A 3256-nucleotide genomic window follows, 5' to 3' on the forward strand; every position below is an offset into this window, starting at 1 on the left:
GCTCTTTGTTGATCGTGTAGAGCACATGGCGTTTCAGCTGCGGATGTGTATCCGGCACTTTCGGATGGTCGAAATCGCGTTCCGGCTTGTTGACCATGCCAATGCGCTTCATCACAGCTGTGGAGCGGTGATTATTATGCACGGCAAAGGACACAACCTCATCCTGCCCGCGCTCATCAAAAGCATAGGCAAGAGAAGCAAGCGCTGCCTCGGTGACATAACCTTTACCCCAATAGCGTTGTGCTAAGCGCCAGCCGATTTCCAGCACACCCTTTGGTACAAATGGAGGGATATCAGTTTTCATCAATCCGGTGAAACCGACGACATCACCGCTTGCTTTTTCCTGCACGGCGTAAAAGCCGAAATTGTCTTCCCTGACCATGGCCACAATGCGATCCATCAGTGCATCGGATTCCTCACGGCTGCGCAGGGCAGGGAAGAATTCCATTACCACCGGATCGGAATTGATCTCGTGAAAAAATGCACGGTCATCTTCCTGCCAGTTGCGCAGGATCAGGCGGGGCGTTTCAATAATCGTGGTCATTTTACAAAATCCGTTTTTCGATAGCCCTGAATATAGAGCAGGGCAGTCAGATCGCCATGGTCAATGCGGATGCGCGCCTGTGCTGCAACAGCAGGCTTGGCATGGAGCGCTACGCCGCTGCCAGCATGTTTGATCATCGGCAGATCATTGGCACCATCGCCCACTGCCATCGCTTCGTGCTCGGTAATGTCAAGTTTGGCACAGATTTCATCGAGGCTGATCTTCTTGGCATCGGCACCGAGGATCGGTTCTTCAACAAGACCGGTCAGATGCGTGCCGTCATCGAGCAGAATATTGGCGCGGTTTTCATCAAAGCCGAGCATAGCGGCAATCTTGGAGGTAAAGCTGGTGAACCCGCCTGAAACCAGAGCCGTATAGGCACCGTGTTTTTTCATGGTTGCGATCAGCTCTTTACCGCCGGATGTCAGAGTGATGCGGTTGGCGATAACCTGATCAATAATGCTGACCGGCAGGCCTTTGAGCAGAGCAACGCGCTCACGCAAGGCCGGTTCAAAAGCGATCTCACCATTCATTGCGCGGGCGGTGATACCGGCAATATGCTCGCGCAGGCCGACTTCTTCGGCCAGTTCATCAATGCACTCCTGCTGGATCATGGTGGAATCCATATCCGCAATCAGCAGCTTCTTGCGGCGGCTATCCTGCTCCTGAATAACGATATCCACAGGCGCGTCGCCCAGAGCGGCTCTGATTTTTGCTGTTGTTTCTGTGATATCTGTGCCGGTTTTCAGCGGCAGATCACAGGCAATACCATCTGCCAGCCAGTAAAGGGCTTGCGTATCAGCCGCCTCGCAGGCTTTATGCCCCAATTCAGGTGTCAGAACCGGATTGGCAGGATTGCAGATCAGTGTGGCAACAAGTGAGGCTGGCTGGGACATAATACCGGTTCCGCTTTGTGCGTTTGGAGAATGATGAGTGGTAGAGCAGAGAGACAGGCAAAAGACAATTCTGATCGCGGGGCCGACTGCCAGCGGTAAATCAGCATTGGCACTGCGTCTCGCACGGGATTGCGGCGGCTATATCATAAATAGTGATTCCATGCAGGTTTATGATGTGCTGGATCAGCTGACAGCGCGCCCGCAAGCTGATGATCTGCAAACTGTTCCGCATTATCTTTACGGCCATGTTTCGCCATTGCAACTTTATTCCACCGGCCGCTGGCTTCAGGAAGTGGAAGCCCTGCTGGCAAAGCCTGAATTGCAGGGGCGTGTCGCAGTCTTTACCGGCGGCACCGGATTGTATTTTAAAGCGCTGCTCGGCGGCCTCTCGGATGTGCCGCGGGTGAAAGACGAAGTGCGCGATTACTGGCGCAATCGTATGGCGCAAGATGGTGCGCCGCTTCTGCATGAGGAATTGCAAAAGCGCGATCCGGCAATGGCGGAACGGTTGAAGGCGGGAGACAGTCAGCGCATTGTCCGTGCGCTGGAGGTTGTCGACAGCACCGGACGCTCTCTCATTGAATGGCAAAACAGTACAGGCAGGGCGTTGATTGATCCCGACAGCGCTGAGAAACTGGTGCTGATGCCGGACAGGGCATGGTTGCGTCAGCGTATTGCTCAGCGTTTTGATCTGATGATGCAGGGTAATGCTGTTCAGGAAGTGCAGGCGCTGCTGGCTTTGCAGCCGGATGCGGCTCTGCCGGTGATGAAGGCCATTGGTGTGCGCGAGATTGAAAGCTGGCTCAAGGGTGAGATAACGCGCGAACAGGCGGTGGAACTGTCAGTGATTGCCACGCGCCAATATGCCAAGCGGCAGATGACATGGTTCCGTAACCAGTTTGGGGATGACTGGCGGCGGCTGGAACGGGCAGAAGATTACTTCGCCTGAGCAGGCTTTGTTGTTAACGCAGGTGAAACACTTAAGATTTAATCTCCCACCTAAATCTGTTGTTGTGATACAACGGGTCAACGGGGGGATCATGCGTTATCTGCGGGCTGAACTGTTTTTCATCATCATGATTGTGCTGCTCTGCGGCGCAGGCCTGATGCTGTTTATGCAGTACCGGCTGATGCATGATCTTGGAGAGCCGTATAAATCCGGCTCCCTTTCCGATACGCCTTTGGGCATTGCCTTGTTGTTGCTGGTGGCTGCGGGGGCAGCCGGTGGCCTGATGCTATTGCCGCAAATCCGAATGCAGGTCAAAAACAAAGGCCAGCTGAAAATCATCACATGGATGATTGCGCGCAACTCCAAAGATTTGGATCAGATCAGCTTCAATGATCCTTTGACGGGGTTGCAAAGCCGTCCTTATTTCGATGCCGCTCTGCACGAATATTTGCTGCAATTCGGTAAGATCAATCACCCTGTTACCGTTTTGCTGATTGGTATTGAGAAACTGCAATTGCTCTGCGAGCAGCGTGGCCGTGATACAGCTGACCGCTTGCTGATGGAAGCGGCTTTATGTATCCGCAATTGCACCCGCTATCATGATGTTCTGGCGCATATGGGCGATGGTGAGTTTGCATTGATCGTGCCGGATCTGCAGGAGGGGGATGCAGAGAAGATGGCTGCGAGAATCTGCAAGGAGCTGGAAGCCTGCGAATTGCGGATGGGGCATGACAGCCATATTATTCATGCGGTGTCTGCGGTTGCCGAATGGAATGGTAAGGATAAAGCACCGGCTCTTTATAAAAAGGCGCGTGTCGCTTTGCAGAAGATGACCGGCCGCTGATTTTTCTTTAGAGCGCCGTGGGG

At 53.6% G+C, this 3256-nt stretch carries 4 protein-coding genes; 2 read left to right on the forward strand and 2 right to left on the reverse strand.

Going from position 1 to position 3256, the window contains the following annotated elements; genetic code table 11:
* Together A918_RS0112535 and serB are read right to left on the reverse strand one after the other, a co-directional pair.
* The coding region (locus A918_RS0112535) for a GNAT family N-acetyltransferase (protein WP_022711401.1) at positions 1 to 544 on the reverse strand (544 nt) is incomplete at its 3' end.
* Positions 541 to 1440, reverse strand: coding sequence for a phosphoserine phosphatase SerB (serB, locus tag A918_RS0112540; protein WP_028233752.1), 900 nt, complete (start codon positions 1438 to 1440; stop codon positions 541 to 543). The genes A918_RS0112535 and serB, both read right to left, overlap by 4 nt.
* Positions 1441 to 1477: 37 nt before the next feature.
* Between serB and miaA the strand changes: the two genes are divergently transcribed.
* Together miaA and A918_RS0112550 are read left to right on the forward strand one after the other, a co-directional pair.
* The gene (gene miaA / locus A918_RS0112545; protein ID WP_028233753.1) at positions 1478 to 2389 is read left to right on the forward strand and encodes a tRNA (adenosine(37)-N6)-dimethylallyltransferase MiaA; all 912 of its coding nucleotides are present in this window, start codon (positions 1478 to 1480) and stop codon (positions 2387 to 2389) included.
* Between the two features lie 91 nt (positions 2390 to 2480).
* Positions 2481 to 3233 (forward strand): GGDEF domain-containing protein, encoded by a 753-nt coding sequence (locus A918_RS0112550; RefSeq protein WP_022711402.1) that lies wholly within the window; start codon positions 2481 to 2483, stop codon positions 3231 to 3233.
* Positions 3234 to 3256: the final 23 nt, after the last annotated feature.

It is taken from the genome of Pseudochrobactrum sp. AO18b (genome assembly GCF_000409565.1).
In the GTDB taxonomy this organism is placed as follows: Bacteria; Pseudomonadota; Alphaproteobacteria; order Rhizobiales; family Rhizobiaceae; genus Pseudochrobactrum; species Pseudochrobactrum saccharolyticum.

Bases quoted from the DNA above. Each gene is read 5' to 3' on its own strand.
- serB (WP_028233752.1), bottom strand. From the start codon at position 1,440: ATGTCCCAGCCAGCCTCACTTGTTGCCACACTGATCTGCAATCCTGCC.
- A918_RS0112550 (WP_022711402.1), top strand. From the start codon at position 2,481: ATGCGTTATCTGCGGGCTGAACTGTTTTTCATCATCATGATTGTGCTG.